The following is a 16,420-nucleotide window of genomic DNA, read 5'->3' on the forward strand; positions in this document are numbered from 1 at the left end:
CGGTCCTGCGGCGCACTGTCGGGACGCGCCGGTAGTCTTTCGCCGTGGCCCTGTACCGGAAATATCGACCAGCTTCGTTCGCGGAGGTGGTGGGTCAGGAGCACGTCACCGAGCCCCTGAGCACCGCACTCGACGCCGGACGCATCAACCACGCCTACCTGTTCTCGGGTCCGCGCGGCTGCGGCAAGACGTCGTCGGCCCGCATCCTGGCGCGCTCGCTCAACTGCGTGCAGGGGCCCACGTCGACGCCGTGCGGTGAGTGCTCGTCGTGTGTCGCCCTCGGCCCTGGCGGGCCGGGCAATCTCGACGTCATCGAGCTCGACGCGGCCAGCCACGGCGGTGTCGAGGACACCCGTGAGCTGCGCGACCGCGCGTTCTACGCGCCCGCCGAGTCGCGGTACCGGGTGTTCATCGTCGACGAGGCGCACATGGTCACCACCGCGGGCTTCAACGCGCTGCTCAAGATCGTCGAGGAGCCGCCGGAGCACCTCATCTTCATCTTCGCCACCACCGAGCCCGAGAAGGTGCTGCCGACCATCCGGTCGCGCACCCACCACTACCCGTTCCGGCTGCTGGCGCCGTCCACCATGCGCGGGCTGCTCGAGAAGATCTGCGCGCAGGAACACGTGCCGGTCGAGGATGCGGTGTACCCGCTGGTCATCCGCGCCGGCGGCGGCTCGCCGCGCGACTCGCTGAGCGTGCTCGACCAACTCCTCGCCGGTGCCGGGGGGGAGGGCGTCCGGTATGCGCGGGCGCTCGCCCTGCTCGGCGTCACCGATGTCGCGCTCATCGACGAGGCCGTGGACGCGCTGGCCGCGAACGACGGCGCCGCACTGTTCGGCACCGTCGACAAGGTGATGGACGCCGGGCACGACCCGCGCCGGTTCGCCGTCGACCTGCTCGAGCGGCTGCGCGACCTGATCCTCATGCGCGCCGTGCCCGACGCCGCCGAACGCGGGCTGGTCGACGCCCCCGGCGACGTCCTCGACCGCATGCGCGAGGAAGCCGAACGCATCGGTCCCGCGACGCTCGCCCGCTACGCCGAACTGGTGCACGACGGCCTCGGCGAGATGCGCGGTGCCACGGCACCACGCCTGCTGCTCGAGGTGATGTGCGCCCGAATGCTGCTGCCGTCCGCCACGGACGCGGAATCGGCTGTGCTGCAACGCCTCGAGCGGATCGAGCAGGGAGTGGTGATCCCCGCCGCCGGTTCCGCCGCGGCGCCCGTCCCGGCCGCCGCGCCGCGTCCGGCCGCTGTCGAGCCGCCGCCGTCGTCGGGTCCCGTCTACCAGCGTCCGTCGCAGCGCCGCGAGGCCGACGCCGCGCCGGCCCCCGAGCCGCAGCGGCAGCCGGAACCGCCCCGCGAACCCGAGCCCGTGCGTCAGCCGGAGCCTGTCGCGGCACAGCCCCTCGCCGAGTCGCGTCAGCCGGAGCCGGAACCCGTGCACGAGCCGGAACCCGTGCGCGCGCCGGAACCCCCGCGCCGGCCCGAATCGGTTGTCGAACCCGTCGTCGCCGTCGCGCCCGTCCCGGAGCCCGTCGCGCCCGTGCCCGTGCCCGCACCCGCAGCGCCTGCGCCGGTCCCGGAACCTGCTCCGGTGCAAGCGGAGTCGTCGGATCGCCCGGACGTCGCCGGGGTTCGTGCGGTGTGGTCCGAGGTGCGTGCCAAGGTGCGCGACCGCAGTCGCACGGTCGAGGTGATGCTGTCCGGCGCCACGGTCCGGTCGGTGGACGGTCCGCGTCTGGTGCTCAGCCACGACTCGGCCCCGCTGGCCAAGCGTCTGGTCGAGCCTCGCAACACCGACGTGATCGGTGCCGCGATGCGCGATGTGTTCGGCGGCGACTGGGAGGTCACGTGCGAGCACGGCACCGCGCCGCCGGCGCAGACGGCTCCGTCCCGGTCGGCGCAGCAGGCGAAAGCTCCTGCCGCACCGCGTTTCTCCCGGCCCAGTCAGGGCAGGGCTGCCGTGGCGCCCCCTCCGTCGGCACCCCGGTCGTCCTCGTCTGACCTCGACGACATCCCGCCGCCCGAGGCTCCGGACTACCCGGACGACCCCGGGCCGCCGCCCGTCGACTACGAGGCCACCCCTCCTCCCACCACCCCCGAGGATGAGGAAGAGATGATGGCCGAGGCGGCCGTGCCGGTGGATCAGGCGAGCCGTCGCGACCCGGACGAGGTCGCCGCGGAGTTCCTCGGCGAGATCCTCGGCGCGCGCAAGATCGACGGTTAGGGCGTGTCTCCTAGGCCGCGGTGGAGGGATCGGTGACGACTGCTGGTCGTGTCGGCCACCAAGCACTTGAATTATGAGCGGTGGTTGTTGATCGAGCCGTTGCTTCCTTCCTCGGACGGCCTGCGGGCCGCCTGTTCCGAGACAACCGCCGGGTGGTCGACGGCATCATCTACCGCTACCGGGCCGCAATCGCGTGGCGGCGGGACGTACCTACCGATTTTCGGCCCGTGGCACACGATCTGGAAACGTCAGCGTCGGTATGCCGGCGATGGAACCTGGGACACGATTTCGGCCGCGCTCCTCGCCCATTTCAGATACGAACCGCCTGGTCGACTGGACCGTCGGTAGACACGAACATCTGCCGCGCATACCAACACTGCAGTCGATCCCGTCACCGTTTTGCACGGCGGGCGAGGACCACGAGGCAGCCGAGGGCGAGGACAGCCAGAGCGACGATCAGCAGTCCCACCCGCCAGAGATTGTCGACCTCTCCGTTGATGAGGGCCACCATAGCCATCGGAGCCATGCCCCCGAGAATGGCTGCAGCCTGGTAGCCGAGCGAGGCGCCCGAATAGCGCACCTCCGGCGGGAAGAGTTCTGCGAACAGAGCTGCCTGCGGACCGGTCTGGAACGACATGACGACGCACGAAATGATCAGGGCGGCAGCGAGCGGCCAAATGTTCTGCGGTGACGAGGCGCCGACGAGCAACCACATCGGAACGGCCCATAGCCCCATGCCCACGATGCCGATGCCGTAGATCAGCTTGCGGCCGTAAATGTCGGACAGGTACGCGGTCAGCGGCACCATGGGTACAAGCACTCCCGCTGCCACCAGGATGATCGCGAGGACATCCGATCGGGCAATGTCGAGGGTTGTAGTGGCGACCTGTACCGACCCCGTGATGGTGAGATAGAACATCACGATGCCGACCAGGTAGGTGCCACCGGCCATGATCACGGTGCCCCCGTTGTTCCGGATGACCTCGAGAATTGGGGAACGCCGCTTGATCGGTTCGGCGGCCAGCTTGGCCTCGAGTTGCTGGAACTCGGGGGTTTCTTCGAGGTAGCGGTGGATGGCGAATGCGACGAAGAGCATGAAAAGGCTGATCCAGAACGGGACGCGCCAGCCCCATGACATGAACGCCTCCGGTGTCACCGCCCACGCTGCGATGAGGAAGACCGCGTTGCCGACGACCACGCCGATCGGGATGCCGAGTTGGGCAAAGCTCCCGTAGAAGCCTCGTCGGTTCGGGGGCGCGTACTCGGTGGCCAGCAAGACTGCGCCACCCCATTGCGCCCCGACAGCAAGGCCTTGGCAGATGCGCAGCAGCACCAGCATCGTCGGGGCGAGCCACACGATCGAGGTGTCCGGCACCAGTCCGATCAAGGTCGTCGCGATGCCCATGATCAGGATCGCAATCACAAGCACCGGCTTACGGCCGTACTTGTCGCCGAAGTGACCGGAGATGATCCCGCCGATGGGCCGTGCGATGAACCCCACCGCGACGGTAGCGAACGAATTGAGTGCGGCGACAACTTCGCTCTGAGTGGCAAAGAACGTCTTGTTGAAGACCAGAGCGGCGGCTGTCGCGTAGATGAAGAAGTCGTACCACTCGAGGGAGGTTGACACGGCGGCGGCAAACGCAGCCTTACGGGCCGCTCGGCGCGGGTGCGGCGGCGCAGCGTTCGGCGCCGTGGTCTGCTGCGGGGAAGCCGATATTGGGGGCATCTTCGCCTCTTTCGAACTCATGGGACCGACCGAGCGAACGCTCGGTAGCGATGTTCACGTAACATAGGTGACGCACGCCACTGCGGTCAACTTCTGGCGAGGACGCCACACTGGTGTCGAATGGGACTCCGACCGTGCGCTCCCTGGTCGCTGAGTCCCGTGAGGGCGGAGTGGGCTCGGTGGTGATTGAAGTGAAGCAAGCCGGGGTAGAGCAGTTCGGCGTTCGGCTTCCGAGGTGTAGAAGCGGGCGCAGGCCCAACCGTCACCGAGAGTGCGGTGGAACCGCTCGATCTTGCCGTTCGTCTGAGGCCACCCCTCCTCCCACCACTCCCGAGGATGAGGAAGAGATGATGGCCGAGGCGGCCGTGCCGGTGGATCAGGCGAGCCGTCGCGACCCGGACGAGGTCGCCGCGGAGTTCCTCGGCGAAATCCTCGGCGCGCGCAAGATCGACGGTTAGGCGCCGGATCCCGGCGACGTCGACCGTTCGAGCGTGAAGTCGATTGTGGCCCGGTCGATTCCGCCGACACCGGGTCGGGGGTCGAGGATCGCCTTCGCCGGGGCGTCGTGCCGGATCCAGGCGTCGCGGCGGAAGTACAGGCGAGTGGTCAGGGTGCGCATCCGCGGCGCCTTGACCGTGACGTGCAGGTGCGCCGGTCGCCACGGGTTCCAGCCCTCGTTCGCGATGAACCAACCGGTCGGGCCGTCAGCCGGAATCTGATAGGGCGCAGGCGTAATCGTCGCAATCGTGAAACAGCCGTCGTCGTCGGTCGTGACCGTGACGACCGTAGAGGTGCCCGCACGGACCGTCCCGCCGTTGTCGCTGCGACGGACCTGGACGGAGACACCGCGCACACCCCGGCCCGTGTCGTCGTGGATGCGACCTGTCAGCACGAGTGGGCTGCCGACGGGATGTCTCGCAGGTGAGAAGGCCGTGGTGTGGGGAGCGGGCGAGCGAAGGCGGGTCGGCACGGACGTCGAGAAGAACACGGGGATCCCTTCGGCTGGATTATGTCGGCGGACAGAGGATCAGGTCGTGCGGAGGGCCGAGGACGGGGAGACGCCGAATCGGCTGCGGTAGGTGGCCGCGAAGCGGCCGGTGTGGGCGAAGCCCCAGCGCAGGGCCACCGCGGTGACCGTGTCGCCCGGGTCTGCGGCGAGGAGATCGTCGCGGGCGCGGACGAGGCGGATGTCGTTCAGGTACTGGGTCGGACTCCTGCCCACGTACTGCCGGAACCCTTCCTGTAGTCGGCGCACGCTCACGCCGGCCTGCTCGGCCATCTCGCCGGCCGTCCACCGGTGGGCGGGGTCGCCGTGCAGGGCGTCGATGACCCGCTTGACGATTCGTGGTCGCGCCGCGACGGCGCCCTCCGTGTGCTCCGGATCGTCCGGTACGGCCGCGAGGACGAACGCGGTGGTGACGGCGCTGAGCAGTTGGTCCGCGACCAGATCGTTCTGCAGCAGGCAGTTCGGTCCTTCCATCTGGTCGGACAGCGATTCGACGAACCGCATCCACGTCGTCCCCGCGGGGGCGGACAGGTCCACCTGGCTTGGCAGTGGACGATCGGGGCGCGCGAGTATTCGATGCATTTCCCGTTCCAGGTACTCGTGATCGAAACGGACACCGATGATTTCGCACGAGGCAGCCCAGCGAGAGATCCGGGTGTCGGTGTCGGGTGGGCACACCGTGGCGGTGCCCGGCAGCGACGACACCTCGCGCCCGCCGACGACCGAGTCGAGTCGACCCGACACCGGAATGTTGACGCCGTAGGCTCCGGGGTGATCGGACCGGATCGAGACGTCGGCACCCCAGCCGAGTCGAGCGATGCGGACAGGTCCCTCCCCGGTGCTGCGCAGGAACGCGCCGTCGGTGCGGACGGGAGTGCGAGGTGTGAGGGTGTGCGGAAAGTAGGCGTCCGCGACTACTTGCGAGATCTCGTCCCAGTCCCGCGATTCGATCTTGCCCGACGGCATCGACATCGTTCCGACCTCCCGACTCACGTTTCGGCTCCGCCTATCTCAGGTGTATGAGCCAATTGAACGCCGACGGCAGGCGTGCCACCAGGGGCGCCGACGGCTCGGTGGCAGGTTCCCGCGCGATCCGGATCGGGTTCGCGCTTCCCGGCCCGGGGCAAACGGAACATTCGACCGGGCGTCGCCGAGCCGCGGCCGCAGCCGATCGGGACGTTGTCGCAGCTGTTGTCTAGCCTGATCGGCATGCTTGTTGTGACGACGAACGACATTCCCGGCTGGGAGATCCAGCGCGTGATCGGCGAGGTCTTCGGACTGACCGTCCGGTCCCGCAACATCGGTTCGCAGATCGGCGCCGGCCTCAAGTCGCTGGTGGGAGGTGAGCTCCAGGGCATGACGAAGAACCTGACCGAGAGCCGTAACGAGGCGATGAGCCGACTGATCAACGAGGCGTCGCAGCGGGGCGGGAACGTGATCGTCGCGATGCGGTTCGAGACGTCCGACCTCGGCGGCAACTGGTCGGAGATCTGCGCGTACGGCACCGCGGCCTACGCGGTACCCGTCACCGACGCCGCGAGGCAGACGGCAGCCGAGTTGGGCTATCGAAACTGACGCGAGCCGTCGAGCCGAACCGGTTCCCTGTCTCGTCCGTGGGACTGGCTGTCGGGAGTCGACGCCGCACGGTCAGTGACCGAACGGCGGTCACGCGCGGCGAGGGGCCTGCGGCAAGGACGCGAAAGGCCCTGCCCGAGATCGGAATCGAACTCGGGCAGGGCCGGTCGCGCGCGGGAACCGGGTGACCGGGCTCAGGCTGTTCCGGTGCGTCGCCGGCGGAGCAGCAGGACGCCGCCTCCGGCCAGGCCCACTGCCGCCGTGATTCCGGCGACGGCCGGGTTCACGAGGGGGACGGCGGCGGTGTCGGCGGTCGCCATTTCGAGGCAGTCGGCGGTGCCGGTGCACGAGGCCGGCACGCCTCCGGGCAGAGCGGACGGGGCGGCCACGAGGGACACGAGGTTGTGGTCGCCCTGCTGCGCATACGTTTTGGTGACCACGCTGTAGACGACGGTCACCGTCTGGCCGGGCTGCAGGGTTCCGGCAATGCCGAAGGTGTCGCCAGAGCCCTGGACTGACAGGGCGGCGTCCGAACTGGTCGGTCCGGAGACGAGGTCCGCGTCGTCGAGCAGGCCCGCGAGCGCCAGCGCCTGGTCGACCACGAGCGGTTGGGCGCCGGTGTTGGTGAAGGTGACGGTGTAGTTGACCACCTGGTTGTCGTCCAGCGGGCCCGATGCGTCGGCAGTGTGCGTCACTTGCAACTCGCTCGGTGCCGCGTCGAGTCGCAGCGAGACGTTGTCGGCGAACGCGTCGAGGGTGCCGTAGGCGACGGAGAAGGCGAGTTCGACCGTCACGGAGCGGGTGCCGACCGGAACGGGCGCCGAGGCGTCGCGGCGGGCGAATCCCCGTACGCCACCACGGTCGCTGTTGGTCACGGCGGGCAGCGAGAAAGTGCCCAGGACCGTACCGGACGCGTCCGTGAAGGTGTAGTTGACGCCGACGCGGTCGTTCTGGCCGGCGATCCCGCCCAGATAGGCCCCGCCGAGGGCGGTCACCTTGCCGGTGTCGATGCTGGCCGCCGACGGCGTCAGGTCGACAACCTGCGTGGCGTTCCTGTTGGAACTACCCGCGACCCCGAAGAAGCTGCCGCCGCCGTCGAACGTCTGCCCGGTCGAGCCCTTCCCGTCGACGATCAGCGGCGACATACCGGCGTATTCCCTCGACATGAAGTTGGGGCCCGCCCATCCGGTGGTGCCGTTCTCGGCGTCGCCGTTGACGATCAGCTCACCCGGTTGCGCGGCCAGCGGATCCGCTCCGGCCGGTGCCGCGGCGATCCCCCAGGTGGTCGCGGTCAGAGCAACCGCCAGACCGGAGACGGTCCTTGCGAACGACGCCATCCTCATTCTTGCTCCATTCTCGTGCCGCCTGCAGCGTCACGGGTCCGCAACAGGTGGGGACTCCCCCCACGGTCAGGTTCGCCCACGAAGTGGCACGGAGACGGTTCGGCGAGATCACTGTGCGGCCTCGCGCGCGGACTGTGCGCCATCCCGCACCGCTGCGGGATGGCACGAGCACGCTCCGACGGTCCGGCTATCCGACCGATACGGCGATTCGCGTCGAGGATGAGAAGTCACCGTCGGGTGCGTAGTCCGGCAACCGCGACCCGGCCCCGACCAATTCGGCAATCGCGGCGGCGGCGCGCGCGCCGGCGTGCCCGTCGCCGTACGGGTTTCCGGCGGCCGTCATCGTTCGGTACGCGTCGGCGTCGAGGAATAGCCGCGTCGCCTCGCTGAAGATCGCGTCCGGTCGGGTGCCGACCAGCAGAGCACACCCGGCGTCGATGGCCTCGGGGCGCTCGGTGGTGTCGCGCAGCACCAGTACGGGTACTCCGAAAGTCGGTGCTTCCTCTTGGATTCCGCCGGAGTCGGTGAGGACCAGATGGGCGTGACGGAGCGCGGTTGCCAGGTCGGTGTACTCCAGCGGCTCGGTGAGCAGAATGCGTTCGTGCCCACCCAGGTTCGCGGTCAGTGTCTCGCGCACCATCGGATTCGGGTGCATCGGGCAGAGAACGACGATGTCGGGCACGGCCTCGACGATCCGTCGCACCGACTTCGCGATCGCGCTCATCGTTGGCCCCCACGACTCGCGGCGATGCAGCGTCAGCAGAACGAGGCGTCGACCGCCGGCCAACGCGGTCTGCAGGGCGGGGTCGGTGGGCGGGATGTCGCTGGACGCCACGGTGAGCAGCGCGTCGACGACGGTGTTGCCCGTCACCGTGACCCGATCGGGCACGACACCCTCGTCGAGCAGATTGCGGCGGGCCAGGTTTGTGGGGCACAAATGCAGCGCCGTCACAGCCGCCGTCATCCGCCGATTGCCCTCCTCCGGAAACGGGTTGCCGAGGTCGTGCGAGCGCAGCCCGGCCTCGAGGTGGACGACGGGGATGTTCTCGCTGAACGCGGCCAGGGCGGCCGCGGTGGAGCTGGAGGTGTCACCGTGGACCACCACCGCGTCGGGGCGTTCGGCGCGGAGCACCGCACTCGCGGCGGTGGTGACGCGGCCGGACAGCCGGCCCAGCGGTTGACCCGGCTCCATGAGGTTCAGGTCGTGGTCGGCGGAGATCCCGAACGTGGCGTGGACCTGGTCGACGAGGCTGGTGTGCTGGCCGGTGACGATGACGGTCGGGTCGAGTGCGGGATGGGCCTCGAGTGCCTTGACCAGGGGCGCACATTTGATGGCTTCCGGGCGGGTTCCGTAGATGACCGCGATTCGAGCCGACCGTGACTCGCCGCGCGCGGATTGGTGCGACAATTTGCTGTCCCTTTCGCTCATCTCGATCCGCAGTCCGGCTGTCGGATCGGTGCATTCGTCGACAGCCAACCCGACCTCTCGATGCTGTCGGGTCTTGCGGAGCCAGGAGGCGGGGCGCCGCACAGATCGGTGCGGCACCCCGCAGTTCCCGCACCGATTCGGTGAAATCCCCGCCGACCCGTGGTTTACGGAGGCGGAGACCTCTGGTCAAGCGTTAGATATAGGCGATCACGATCAATATCACTGGGAGAAGGGCGCGACGGCAACGATGAACGACGGCGGATTCCGCAGCCGCACGGCCGAGCCGATCTCCACCCTTCGACAGGTTCAGGATGCTTTCGAGGCCGCCGAACTCGGTCTCGGATCTGCGCTCGTGATCACTGGACCCTCCGGGTCCGGACGCACTCGTCTGCTGGGCGAGTTGGTCGTCAATTCCTCCTTCGACACGGTCTCCATCGGCGGCGCGTCGAACGTGTGCGAGCAGGTCGACTACAGCCTGATGGCGTTGCTCGGCCGATCGGGTCGGCAGCGCGATGCTTCCCGGCGGACGGCGGGGCTCGAGATCCGCGAATCCACGATCGCCACCCGCGCCGAACATCTGCTCGACGTGATCGCGCGGCATGCCGATCACGAGGGGCCGTTGGCGATACTCGTCGACGATGCCGACCGCATGGGGGAGGACTGCCAGACGCTCCTCGGGTACGTGGGGCGAAGGCTCGCGAATCATCGGGTCGTCCTGGTGCTCGTCAGCGGAGTCGAACCGCCCGAACCGTTCCTGCCCCTGTCTCAAGTCGCAGTGCCCCCGCTCGGGAAGGCCGCTGCAGTCGCGCTCATGACCGAGGCGCTTGGAAGAACCCCGGCGCCGGCTCTCGTCAATGAGCTGCACCGCATCTCGCGCAGTAATCCGGGTGCGTTGCTGGAGCTGTGCGAGACGGTCACCGAGCGGCAGGTCGACGGAATCGAGTCGATCCGCTATCCGATCGTGGTCAGCGGCTCCCGCGCGTCGCGTTGGATGGAGATCGACGACCGTATGACCGAGAACCAGCGGACGATGTTGTCCCTTCTGGCGGTGGCGAAGTCGGTTGCAGTACCGGATCTGCTCGAACTGGCTGCGGACCGGGCAAGCGCCGACCCCGAACGCGAGTTGGACGGATTGCTCTCGCTGCGACAGCTGGAACGGATCGGGGACCGGGTACGGATCGGCAGTCAGCTGGACCGGTGGGCCGTCTACGGGACTGCCACCCCCGGCCGCCGGGCGCTCGCGCACACCCTGGTCGACGAGCGGGGGTATCAGAGAGAGCTCGGTAGCGGACGTGACGGCGTCACGGACGCTTCGGTCCTGCGCCCTGTCGACGCGGAACTCGAGCCGCAGCAGGTCCTGGAGAACGCCGACGCGATGGCCCGCGAGTGGTCGTGCTCTGTCGCCCTGTCGATTCTGCGTGACGCAATCTCGATGTCGTGCGACACGAGCGCGAGCGCACTGCGCTTGACCGCCGCGAAGCTCGCGCTCGAACAGGGATTCCGCAGCGACGCCGAGAGTCTCGCGGACGAGGTGGTGTGGTCGGATGCATGCGTGGCAGACCGTGCCGCGGCCGAACTCGTCAAGATCGAGGCGCGCTATCTCGCCGATCGGCCGATCAACGTCGAGTCCGTCGTCGACGCAGTGCGCGAGTGTGCCGACGAGGCCCCCGCCGCCGCGATGGACCTGGCAGGGGTCGCGATACTCTTTCAGCTCGAGCAGGGCCAGTTCTACGGTGTGTACGAGCTGTACAGGTTGGCGGAGCGTATCCACACCCGCCACCCCGGAAGCCCCTGCGATGCGCTCACGCTGGCACGCATGAGCCTGGCGCTGGCGCGGGAGAACTCCGAGGAGGCGCAGTCTCTGCACAACGAGGCGGACGCCGTCGAGCCGTTCTCCCGGCGTGACTTTCGTGAGATCGTCGCCTCGGGGATGTTCCTCACCCGGCTGGGACGGGTCGAGGAGGCCCGGGCACGGTTCGAATGCGCTTCGAATCCGTCCCTGACCCCGCTCCAACGGATGTACCTGCTCACGGCGCAGGTCGACTGCGAGATCATTGCGGGAAACCCCGTCGGAGCGAGGAATCTCTGGGAACACGCCGACGCGATCCTCTCGTCGCACACGCACCTGCGCACGCTGCGGCTCGCTCAGCGCGTGCAGATCCTGGGGTTGCAGGGACAGTTCTGCGAGGCCGAACAGATTGCGGCCCAGTTGCTTTCCGTCGGTGCGTCGGGGGAGATCGACAGCCTGCAGGCGAGGGTGCTCGCCGTGCTGGGCGAGAACGCATTGATGCAGGGTGATGCGGAACGGGCGATCGCCCTGCTCGAGCAGAGCATCGACCACGTCGACCGGCATGCGTGCATCTGGAAGACGCAACGGTACGTCGACCTCATCGAGGCGCTCGTGCTTGCCGGCGACCTGCGGGCCGCGGCGCGCATGCTGGACGTGACGACCGAACGGCTGCAGCGGCGCACCCAGACGACTCTGACGTCGGCGATCCTGGCACGGGGACGGCTGCTGGTCGCCGAAATCACTGATGCCCGTGAGCTGGTCGAGTTGGCGCTGGGTTCCCGGGACGACAAGGTTCCCGCGCTGGAGCGGGCTCGTTCCCTGGCGATCTATGCCGACAGGCTGCTCGAGCACGGCAAGGTGACCCAGAGCCGTCAGCGTGCGCGGACGGCCTTCGCGCTGTTCGAGCGCATCGGCGCCGACGGGTGGATCAGTGGTGGTCGTTGGTCCACCCGCACCGGCATGGAGGCCGCCGCGCCCCCGGCGTCCGGTGATCCTCGACTCGGGACGCTGAGCGACATCGAGCGGCGGGTGGTCCAACTCGTCGTGCAGGGCATGCGCAACCGTGAGATCGCTGCGCAACTGTACGTTTCGCAGCGCATGGTGGAGAAGCATCTCACCAGCATCTTCCGCAAACTTGGTATCCGTTCGCGCGCCGAGGTCTTCGCGTTGATCAAGAACGAGCAGCCGGCGTCTGCCTCGAGCATCCCTGTGTGAGGTTCCGAATCCCCTATGCCCGGACGACATCGATATTCGCCGTACAGCCCCACGCGGGTGGTCCTGGACGCGCCGGTCACACGCGCGCAACGAATCTACCGTGGGGCAGGCGAGGCGCTGCTGACCCTCGCGCTGATCGGGGTCCTGTTCATCGTGTACGAGGTGTACTGGACCGACCTCACCTCCGACCGCAAACAGCGCACGGCCACAGAGCAGCTCGATCAGCTCTGGTCCGAGCCCGACCGCGAGCGGACAGCGACCGAGTCGGTGTCCGGACCGGTCGGCTTCGCGAAGCTGCACATCCCAGCCTTCGGCAACGATTTCCAGCTGACGGTGGTGCAGGGCACGTCCGACGCCGAGTTGGAAATCGGGCCGGGGCACTACGAGGGAACCGCGCAACCCGGAGAACGGGGCAACTTCGCGCTCGCCGGTCATCGCGTGGGCAAGGGATCCCCGTTCAACGACATCGACCTGCTGAACACCTGTGACGCGGTGGTGGTGGAGACCCGGACCCATTGGTTCACCTACCGGGTGCTGCCGAGCGCGAGCGAAGCGCTGGACTGGGCGACCAACAGGAAACCTGCCACGTGTTCGGCGGATTCGGTCACCGTCACGCCACTGCCGGCGCCCTATCAGCGCGCGGTGGGGCAGCAGGTGGTCGATCCGACGGCTATCGGTGTGATCGCACCGGTGCCGATGGACGCGGATTACGCGGAGCCGCCGCAGGACGGAGTCGCGCTGCTGACGCTCACCACCTGTACGCCCCGTTTCTCGGCGACGGATCGGCTGGTCGTGCAGGCAGTCCTGGTCGACACGGCGGAGAAGGATCCGCTGAATCCCGTTGTTCCCAAGTCCCTCTCGGAAGGATAGTTGTGTACGCCTGGATCTGGCGGCATCTGCCCGGCCCCTGGCCGGCGAAACTGGTCGCCGCTGTGGTGCTCTTCGTCGCGACGGTGGCGTTGCTGATGCTCGTGGTGTTTCCCGTGGTCGAGCCGTTCGTCCCGTTCACCCGGGTGGCAGTGCTGTGAGGGCTGACCACGCGTTGGCCGGTGTCGTCGTGGCCGCTCTGCTCGGCGCAGTTGTCGGTTGCGGTGCGGCACAGGATGCGCCGGAGGTGGCGGCGGCACCGTCGGCCGTCGTCGCCGCGGTACCCGACGTTCCGGTCCCGCGTACGGCGGGCGACTGCTCGGTCCTCTCGGTCGAGCAGGTCGAGGAGCTCAACGGCGAACGGGTCGGGTCGGTGCTCGTCGATCCGACCGTCGACCCGCCCGCGTGCTTCTTCACCGATCCCGGCGGCGCCGTGGTGGCCTCGGTGTGGGTGGCGCGGACCGAGGCCGAGACGACGGCGGTTGAGGTGGTCGACCGCGCGGCCCCGATATCGACCAGCTCGCCCGCGTCGGAACCGGCGGGCTGGAGCGGCGGCCGGTTCGGGGGTCCGGACGGCGCGGTGTACGCGGTTGCACGTGGAACAACCGCGGTCGTCGTCACCACTGCACAGCCGCAGTCGGTGCGTGCGCAGCGGTTGGCGCTCGCGGTCGTCGAGACGATCGGGTGACGGGCCGGCCGAGCAGGGCGGTACGGCGCTGCGCACCATCGCGTGCGTGGTTCCGCCCTTTCGTCGCGAGCCGTGGTTCGAGTGTGCGGGGACCACTACCGTCGGTGTGTTCGCGTCGCCGCGGAGCGTGTCAGGACTCAACGAGGAGCGGTTGGTTGTTCAGGTCGATCTTTGTGATCGCGGCGGCGTCGGTGGTAGCGACGTTCGTCGTCGCGTGTGGGACCGAACCGGACACCGCGCTTCCCACCTATCAGGCCGCCGAGGGCACCTGCTACGTCCGCGAGACTGCAGAGGAGATGCTCTCGCTCAGCAACGTCTCTCCGTGGATCAATTGCGAGTACCCGCATCAGCTCGAGGTGTACGGATTCGGTGTGTTGCCGGACGATCTGCTGAATCAGCCCGATCGTCCGTCCAATGCCTTGGAGCGCCTGCAGGCCTCGGATGTCTGTCCGTGGGACGGGATTCGCGGATACCTGGGTGCACGCGAATTCGACTACCAGTACGGAATATCGGTGTGGGCGAAGTACCCGACCCAGAAGGAATGGGCCGGCGGGCTCCGCACGGTGGTGTGCTCGCTCGGTGTGCAGGATCCGCTGCAGCCGGAGAGCCGCCCCGAGTTCACCGGATCTCTGCGGAACATCATGGGACGCACCATCTCCGATGGCATTCGGCTGTGCCGTTCGGGTGAGAAGCAGACGGTGTGTTCACGTCCGCACGACGCCGAGATGACCGGGTCGATCCCCGTGCCGAACGGGGACGCCCAGGTCCGCCTCGATGCGGCCTACCGCGCCTGCCAGCCGGTGATCGACCAGTACACGGCGGGGCAGCGGCCGGACGACTTCGTGATCAAGCCGCTCGTCGGTGAGACGTCCGCGGATTGCTGGTACGGCCCGGCGACCGGCACCGTCATCGGCAGCGTGCGCGGTGGACTCAGATGAGCGACAAGTTCGAACTCGTCGACTCGGACGGTGTCGGATTCACCGAGGATCCACTGGCGTTGGTGCCCGGCACCAAGCCCCCGAAGCCGCGCCCGCGACTGCGGGCGGCGCTCGCGACGGTCTCCCGGATCTTCGGATACCGGATCGAGGGCACGGCGCTCGGCTGGGTATCGGTGGGCGCGGGCGCGGCCTTCGCGGGCCTCATGCTGATGCGTCTGTTCTACGGTGGCGCCATCGGCCTCAGTGACCAGGGCGATGGTCAGCGGCTCACGTGCGGCATGGGTCTGCGCGCCGGAAACCCTTACAACACCCCGGTCGACGACCTGGTGTACACGACGTACTTCGACCACCGGTGGTACGGCGAAGACTGCCCGTGGAACACATACGGGCAGGCGTACAACTCGTCGCAGCTCTACCTGCTTCAGCTGGCCGAGTGGTTGACTCCGCTGTTGCGCCTGCCTGGAGTCATGGACCTGCGAGCGCTCGGCGTCCTGTGCGCCGTCGTACTCGGCCTGCTCGCCGGACTCCTCTTCGCCTGGACCCCGGGATCGTTGGTGGGCAAGGCGTTCGTCGTCGGTGGCGTGTGGCTGGTGGTGGCCGACGCATCGTTCGCCGGCTACTTCGTGTCGCCCTACAGCGACACCGGGGCCATCCTCGGTGTACTGGCGTTGATGGTGGCGTCCCTGGCGATGTGGCGGGCGCAGCGCGTGCACTGGTGGCACGTCGCCGCGATAGGACTGATCGCGCTGTTCACGGCAACGACCAAGACCCAGGCGGTGACGTTCGCCGTCGTCGCGGCCGGGCTGATGCTCTGCCGCCGTGTGGGTGACCCGGCGTCCCTCGGCCAGTATCCGTTGCAGGGCAGGTGGTTCGGAATCGGCGCGGTTGGTGCACTGCTCGCCTCGGTCGGCCAGTACCTGCGCACGCAGCCGGCCCGGTTCGCCGAACTGAACCAGTACAACGCGGTTTTCGTCGAGATGCTCCCGCACAGCCCACATCCCGACCAGGACCTGGCCCGGCTGGGGCTCGATCCGTCGCTCGTGTCCGGTGTCGGCTCCCGCATCAACTCGCCGAACTCGGTCACGGAACTTCCGGGTTACCAGGGCTTCCTGGACAAGACCTCCATGTGGGATCTGCTCTCGCAGGTCTACCTGCACGAGCCCACCCGACTGCTCTCGATGATGGGGCGGGGTCTCGTGGGAATGTCCAAGCTGCGGGCCGACTACATCTACTCGTATCCGTGGTATTCGGGACGGCCCGACACCCAGGAGTGGCGGGTGTCGGTCTTCTACCACTTCTGGCGCATGATGTTCGGCGCGCTTCCGCTGCTCATCGTCGCGTTGACGCTCGTTGCATGCGTGCTGTTCGTCGCGGTGCTGCGGGTGTGCCCGGACCAGCAGGACAAGAGCATCGGCGCGACCGGCCTGTTCCTCGCGGTCGCCGCGATCGCACAGTTCTGGGCGGTGAATCTCTCCGACGGTGCGTCCGATCTGATCAAGCACCTGATGCTCACCAACCTCACCGTCGGACTGGTACTCGTGCTCGGCGTCTATTCGACGGTCGTGTTGCGGTCGAGTGTGATCCGGGAACGAGGAGTCCCGAAGTGACCG

The 16,420-nt window shown here is 68.2% G+C and carries 13 protein-coding genes and 1 pseudogene; 8 read left to right on the forward strand and 6 right to left on the reverse strand.

Going from position 1 to position 16,420, the window contains the following annotated elements:
- Window positions 1-44 precede the first annotated feature (44 nt).
- Complete coding sequence (locus J2X34_RS16730) at window positions 45-2,231, forward strand: DNA polymerase III subunit gamma and tau (protein ID WP_429518484.1); 2,187 nt, start codon at window positions 45-47, stop codon at window positions 2,229-2,231.
- A gap of 391 nt (window positions 2,232-2,622) precedes the next feature.
- Here J2X34_RS16730 and J2X34_RS16735 read toward each other — a convergent pair whose 3' ends face one another.
- From J2X34_RS16735 to J2X34_RS16750, 4 genes and pseudogenes are all read right to left on the reverse strand, one after another.
- Window positions 2,623-3,960 carry an MFS transporter gene (locus J2X34_RS16735; RefSeq protein WP_429518486.1) on the reverse strand — a complete coding sequence of 446 codons (1,338 nt, stop codon included), beginning with the start codon at window positions 3,958-3,960 and terminating at the stop codon, window positions 2,623-2,625.
- Between the two features lie 86 nt (window positions 3,961-4,046).
- A pseudogene (locus J2X34_RS16740) lies at window positions 4,047-4,269 on the reverse strand (integrase core domain-containing protein); the annotation flags it as partial.
- Window positions 4,270-4,414: 145 nt separating this feature from the next.
- Complete coding sequence (locus J2X34_RS16745; protein WP_429518488.1) at window positions 4,415-4,948, reverse strand: carboxypeptidase regulatory-like domain-containing protein; 534 nt, start codon at window positions 4,946-4,948, stop codon at window positions 4,415-4,417.
- A gap of 39 nt (window positions 4,949-4,987) precedes the next feature.
- The gene (locus J2X34_RS16750) at window positions 4,988-5,938 is read right to left on the reverse strand and encodes an AraC family transcriptional regulator (RefSeq protein WP_429518654.1); all 951 of its coding nucleotides are present in this window, start codon (window positions 5,936-5,938) and stop codon (window positions 4,988-4,990) included.
- A 237-nt stretch (window positions 5,939-6,175) separates the two neighbouring features.
- Between J2X34_RS16750 and J2X34_RS16755 the strand changes: the two genes are divergently transcribed.
- The gene (locus J2X34_RS16755) at window positions 6,176-6,541 is read left to right on the forward strand and encodes a YbjQ family protein (protein ID WP_114721413.1); all 366 of its coding nucleotides are present in this window, start codon (window positions 6,176-6,178) and stop codon (window positions 6,539-6,541) included.
- Between the two features lie 194 nt (window positions 6,542-6,735).
- Here the strand turns inward: J2X34_RS16755 and J2X34_RS16760 are convergent, their stop codons facing one another.
- Entirely contained in the window at window positions 6,736-7,878 is a 1,143-nt protein-coding gene (locus J2X34_RS16760) for a hypothetical protein (RefSeq protein ID WP_429518490.1), read from the reverse strand.
- A gap of 193 nt (window positions 7,879-8,071) precedes the next feature.
- Entirely contained in the window at window positions 8,072-9,292 is a 1,221-nt protein-coding gene (wecB, locus tag J2X34_RS16765; RefSeq protein WP_429518492.1) for a non-hydrolyzing UDP-N-acetylglucosamine 2-epimerase, read from the reverse strand.
- A gap of 268 nt (window positions 9,293-9,560) precedes the next feature.
- Between wecB and J2X34_RS16770 the strand changes: the two genes are divergently transcribed.
- The 6 genes from J2X34_RS16770 to J2X34_RS16795 all read left to right on the forward strand — a co-directional run bounded on the left by J2X34_RS16770 (window position 9,561) and on the right by J2X34_RS16795 (window position 16,417).
- Window positions 9,561-12,317 (forward strand): LuxR C-terminal-related transcriptional regulator, encoded by a 2,757-nt coding sequence (locus tag J2X34_RS16770; protein ID WP_429518493.1) that lies wholly within the window; start codon window positions 9,561-9,563, stop codon window positions 12,315-12,317.
- A gap of 15 nt (window positions 12,318-12,332) precedes the next feature.
- Window positions 12,333-13,187: a class E sortase gene (locus J2X34_RS16775; protein ID WP_114721290.1), complete on the forward strand. Its 855-nt coding sequence runs from the start codon at window positions 12,333-12,335 to the stop codon at window positions 13,185-13,187.
- Window positions 13,188-13,189: 2 nt separating this feature from the next.
- On the forward strand, window positions 13,190-13,345 hold the full coding sequence (locus J2X34_RS16780; RefSeq protein ID WP_181818747.1) for a hypothetical protein: 156 nt from the start codon (window positions 13,190-13,192) through the stop codon (window positions 13,343-13,345).
- A complete protein-coding gene (locus J2X34_RS16785; protein WP_114721288.1) occupies window positions 13,342-13,872 on the forward strand; it encodes a DUF2020 domain-containing protein in 531 nt (176 codons plus the stop codon). Before J2X34_RS16780 ends, J2X34_RS16785 begins: the two co-directional genes overlap by 4 nt.
- Window positions 13,873-14,027: 155 nt before the next feature.
- The gene (locus J2X34_RS16790) at window positions 14,028-14,810 is read left to right on the forward strand and encodes a septum formation family protein (RefSeq protein WP_429518496.1); all 783 of its coding nucleotides are present in this window, start codon (window positions 14,028-14,030) and stop codon (window positions 14,808-14,810) included.
- Window positions 14,807-16,417, forward strand: a complete 1,611-nt coding sequence (locus J2X34_RS16795) for a hypothetical protein (RefSeq protein WP_429518498.1) — start codon at window positions 14,807-14,809, stop codon at window positions 16,415-16,417. The genes J2X34_RS16790 and J2X34_RS16795 overlap by 4 nt, the downstream gene beginning before the upstream one ends.
- The last annotated feature ends 3 nt before the right edge of the window (window positions 16,418-16,420 follow it).

It is taken from the genome of Rhodococcus sp. BE178 (assembly GCF_050433545.1).
In the GTDB taxonomy this organism is placed as follows: Bacteria; Actinomycetota; Actinomycetes; order Mycobacteriales; family Mycobacteriaceae; genus Prescottella.

Coding starts and splice junctions, on each gene's coding strand:
- J2X34_RS16735 (WP_429518486.1), bottom strand. CDS start 3,960: ATGCCCCCAATATCGGCTTCCCCGCAGCAGACCACGGCGCCGAACGCT.
- J2X34_RS16750 (WP_429518654.1), bottom strand. CDS start 5,938: ATGTCGATGCCGTCGGGCAAGATCGAATCGCGGGACTGGGACGAGATC.
- J2X34_RS16755 (WP_114721413.1), top strand. CDS start 6,176: ATGCTTGTTGTGACGACGAACGACATTCCCGGCTGGGAGATCCAGCGC.
- J2X34_RS16760 (WP_429518490.1), bottom strand. CDS start 7,878: ATGGCGTCGTTCGCAAGGACCGTCTCCGGTCTGGCGGTTGCTCTGACC.
- J2X34_RS16770 (WP_429518493.1), top strand. CDS start 9,561: ATGAACGACGGCGGATTCCGCAGCCGCACGGCCGAGCCGATCTCCACC.
- J2X34_RS16775 (WP_114721290.1), top strand. CDS start 12,333: ATGCCCGGACGACATCGATATTCGCCGTACAGCCCCACGCGGGTGGTC.
- J2X34_RS16795 (WP_429518498.1), top strand. CDS start 14,807: ATGAGCGACAAGTTCGAACTCGTCGACTCGGACGGTGTCGGATTCACC.